At 48.4% G+C, this 3,657-nt stretch carries 4 protein-coding genes; 2 read left to right on the forward strand and 2 right to left on the reverse strand.

Going from position 1 to position 3,657, the window contains the following annotated elements:
* Positions 1-227: 227 nt before the first annotated feature.
* Together RSA72_RS14120 and RSA72_RS14125 are read right to left on the reverse strand one after the other, a co-directional pair.
* Positions 228-1,565 carry a TrkH family potassium uptake protein gene (locus tag RSA72_RS14120; protein ID WP_332624102.1) on the reverse strand — a complete coding sequence of 446 codons (1,338 nt, stop codon included), beginning with the start codon at positions 1,563-1,565 and terminating at the stop codon, positions 228-230.
* On the reverse strand, positions 1,562-2,218 hold the full coding sequence (locus tag RSA72_RS14125) for a potassium channel family protein (protein ID WP_332624101.1): 657 nt from the start codon (positions 2,216-2,218) through the stop codon (positions 1,562-1,564). The genes RSA72_RS14120 and RSA72_RS14125 overlap by 4 nt, the downstream gene beginning before the upstream one ends.
* A gap of 182 nt (positions 2,219-2,400) precedes the next feature.
* Between RSA72_RS14125 and RSA72_RS14130 the strand changes: the two genes are divergently transcribed.
* Entirely contained in the window at positions 2,401-2,901 is a 501-nt protein-coding gene (locus RSA72_RS14130) for a hypothetical protein (protein ID WP_332633382.1), read from the forward strand.
* Between the two features lie 117 nt (positions 2,902-3,018).
* Positions 3,019-3,564, forward strand: a complete 546-nt coding sequence (locus RSA72_RS14135) for a hypothetical protein (protein WP_332624099.1) — start codon at positions 3,019-3,021, stop codon at positions 3,562-3,564.
* Positions 3,565-3,657: the final 93 nt, after the last annotated feature.

Consider the following 3,657-nt stretch of genomic DNA (forward strand, 5'->3'; position numbering starts at 1 on the left):
TTTGTTTCGCCAAAAGAACCAAAAGCATTTGTCATCCGCGAAACCTGTTCATTTTCTGCACTTAATTAAGTTTATTGCAAAAACAGTCCATTTCAAAGGCCAGATAGGTTGCGGATGACGCTTCCGCGTATCAAATAAAGTCTAGAATTTAAAAAGAAAAAGCCAGTCAGTTTCTTAACTGACTGGCATTAGCGCCTCGGCGCGGTTTTTGTCTTTGGGCGGGTTCATCAGCCGACTTGAATTTCAGAAGGCGGATGCTTCAGCCGGCTCTTTTTCGGTGTGGCAATTAAATAGGCCAATGTCAGCGGCCCTAAACGCCCGGCGAACATCAGCAGCATTAAAATGGCCAAACTGGCAGGCTGCAGCTGTTCTGTAACCCCGCGCGACAAGCCAACCGTGCAGGCGGCTGAAACAGCTTCAAACAGCAGGTCTAAAAAATCTGCCTTCGGCTCAATCAGCAGCAGGCTGAAAAAGCCCATGAGGATCAGCGTGACTGTAATAAAGATCACCGCCAGCGCTTTAAAGGTGGTTTTCTCAGGCACGGAGTGGTTGAAAACGCGCACTTCGTCTTCACGGCGCAAAAAGCTGATGACGCTGAGCAGCACAACAATAAATGTCCCGACTTTAATGCCGCCTGCGGTGCTGAGCGAGCCGCCGCCAATGAACATCAGCATCATGGTGACTAATGCAGAGGCGTCAGACATTTGCTCCACCGGCAGGCTGTTGAAGCCGGAAGAGCGGGGCACGGTGGCATGGAACCATGCATTGACCGCCTGATCGCCTGCGCTCATGCCGGCCAGTGTCAGCGGATTGCTGGCTTCCAGGCTCCAGATGGCAATGAACGCGAAAACATTCAGGCCGGCAATGGTCGATAGAATCAGCTTGCTGTTGGGGCTGAGCTTTTTCCAGCTTTTATTGCGCTTAAGATCCATCAGCACTAAAAAGCCGATGCCGCCAATGATGTACAGCATGCTGATAGTGAAGGTAATGACATACTGGTCGGCAAAGCTCATCAGGCTGTTGGGAAACAGTGAAAAGCCGCCATTGTTGAAGGCGGAAATGCTGTAGAAGGCGGCATAAAACAGGGCCTGGGCAAAATTGTAGTCCGGCAGCCAGGCGATGGTTAAGATGACTGTGCCGGCAGCTTCAAAAAATAAGGAATACAGGAAAACCCCTTTAATGGTAAAGGTGACTTTTTTCAGGCTGGTCTGCCCGATGGTTTCCTGCGCCATGATTTGCTGCTTCAAGCCCAGCTTGGGCGACAGGCTCATCACGGCCAAAATGGCAAAGGTCATGAAGCCTAAGCCGCCGCACTGCAGCAAAAACATAATCACGATTTTGCCAAAGACGGTATAGGCTTCACCGACATTCACTACGGATAAGCCGGTAATGGTCACGGCTGAAGTTGCCGTAAACATGGCGTGCAGCCAAGGCAGGTCGCCGTGGTGTGAAACCGGCAGCTTCAGCAGCAGGGTGCCTAAAATGATCAGCGCAAGAAAGCCTAGGGCTAAAATGCTGGGCGGGCTGAGGTTAACCGTGCCGCGTTTTTTATCATGCAGCTTCATGCGGTTTTAAACTGCTTGGAAAGCCTGCGCAAAGTTTCCAGCAGGCCTTCAACCACCAGAATATCGCCTTTCTGCAGAATCATGTTGGGGTCAATGCTGAATGAAACTTCTTTGCCCCGCTTATGCAGCAGGGTTTTCACTTCGGCGGCGTGCTCCATCAGCTGATTAAAGCGCAGGCCCTGCTGCGCTTCCTTCAGTTCAATTTTCACAATATAGCGGTTGTCTTCCAGCGCCATATAGCGGCTGACCATCGGGTAGCTGAGCGACTGCGCAATGCGCACGCCCATATCTTCTTCAGGATGGATGATTTTATTGACGCCCAAGTGGGTCAGAATCATGTGGTGCGCTTTGGATTTCGCCTTGACCCAAATCTTTTCAATGCCTAAATTTTTCAGATGCAGCACGCACAGAATGCTGGCTTCAATGTCTTCGCCAATGGCCACCACCACCGCTTCGCAGTTCTGAATATTCAGCTCATTCAATACGTGTTCATCGGTCGCATCGGCAATGACCGCGTGCGTCAGCTGATCTGAAATGCTTTCGACATATTTTTTATTGCTGTCGATGCCAATCACATCATGATTCAATCCGATCAATTCGGTAGCCACGGTAGCGCCGAAGCTTCCCAGGCCAATGACTGCAAACTGCGCCATACAAGCAATTTCCTGTAGTTTAGGTAGTATTTATTAACGAATATTGGCTATAAAATGCTCAATTATTCATCTAAGCTGATGACGGGGTATTTTATCGGTTTATGACTGCTCCAGCTATTGAGCTTACAAAATTATATATAACAAAAGCTTATCTGAATGGAGATGTTTTTAGGAGTGTGAGCATGCAAAAGACGCTGTATGAGGTATTAAGGATTGCTTTTCCTGAGCTGAAAGATGCGCCTTTGCCGGAAGAGCTGGATAATTTTGAAAGCTTCTGCGCGTGGCTGAATCAGCTGCATTCAAATCTGCAGCAGCTGGACATGATGGATTTCCGGCAGAATGGCATTGATGAATGCCGCTGGCTGCAGCAGCTGAATATTGATCTGGATGAGCTGAAAAACCAGATTGAAGCTGAAATGAATGCATTTTATCAAATGTACGAGGAGGGTGACCGGGAGCTGGATGCGGAACCGGCGCATGCCTATGATTTTGAATTCACCTATAGCGTGATTTTCAACAATATTAAGCTGTTTATACAGCCCTATGATCTGGCCTTGCTGGTGATTGAGCATGAAAATCCGTACTGGATGCTGGTGCCGAATAATGAAGAGCTGGTCAGCCAGATTATTTTGACTTTCAATGATATTTTCGGCGATGAAGAACCGATGGTCTTGATTGACTGAAAGCCTTGGCAGGCTGTCATATTCTGTTCAAAAAGCGGCGCTATGCTATAAATTTGCTGCGGCGGCCTGCTCAGGCTTAGGCTGCTGTCTGTGATATTTTGCATGGAAGAGACCCGCATGGATGATAAAAAGATCTATAAGCAGCTGCAGGATTGGTTTCCGGAGCTGAACTGCAAAAAAGTCCCGAAAGAAAGCCAGCGCCGTGATTTCCAGAATTTTAAGGCATGGATGGTCACTGAAAAAAATGGCAGGCAGGCGCGTTCGTATTTAATGCCGCTGCATCCCGCCCAGCCTTTGCGGCATAGCCTAGGCCATAGCGCGGTTTTACAGGACATGCGTCTGGATCTGGAAAAAGCGCATTTGGAAATGGAGCAGGCTGCGCAGCCGACGCTGCAGAATTATGAGCAGCATAAGGCTGAGATTGGAAAAAATTACAGTGTGCAGGAGCAGGTGGCAGAAATTGTTCTGTCGGAAATCTGCTCGCTGCTGCGGCAGTGCGGCTGCCGGATGCTGCTGATTTATGCCGATCAGTATTATTGGATTGCCGTACCGGAGCATGCGGAAAAAGTGAATAAATTCTGCAAGAAGTTTGAAAAGCAGTTTAAGGCGGATGAAGTCTGGATTGAACTGTTTTCGCTGTCGGACTGCCTTAAATCGACTTAATGGATGTAATGCTGATCAGTTAAGGAGTTTCGCCGTAAACTTCTTAACCTTTTGGACTATTCACGGCGGAGTCTTACCGTTTTTAAATCGAAT

This window comes from Acinetobacter sp. (assembly GCF_036659555.1).
Taxonomy (GTDB): domain Bacteria; phylum Pseudomonadota; class Gammaproteobacteria; order Pseudomonadales; family Moraxellaceae; genus Acinetobacter.

What these genes read in the sequence shown, in the direction of transcription:
- RSA72_RS14120 (WP_332624102.1), bottom strand. Translation starts at nt 1,565, where the DNA reads ATGAAGCTGCATGATAAAAAACGCGGCACGGTTAACCTCAGCCCGCCC.
- RSA72_RS14125 (WP_332624101.1), bottom strand. Translation starts at nt 2,218, where the DNA reads ATGGCGCAGTTTGCAGTCATTGGCCTGGGAAGCTTCGGCGCTACCGTG.
- RSA72_RS14130 (WP_332633382.1), top strand. Translation starts at nt 2,401, where the DNA reads ATGCAAAAGACGCTGTATGAGGTATTAAGGATTGCTTTTCCTGAGCTG.
- RSA72_RS14135 (WP_332624099.1), top strand. Translation starts at nt 3,019, where the DNA reads ATGGATGATAAAAAGATCTATAAGCAGCTGCAGGATTGGTTTCCGGAG.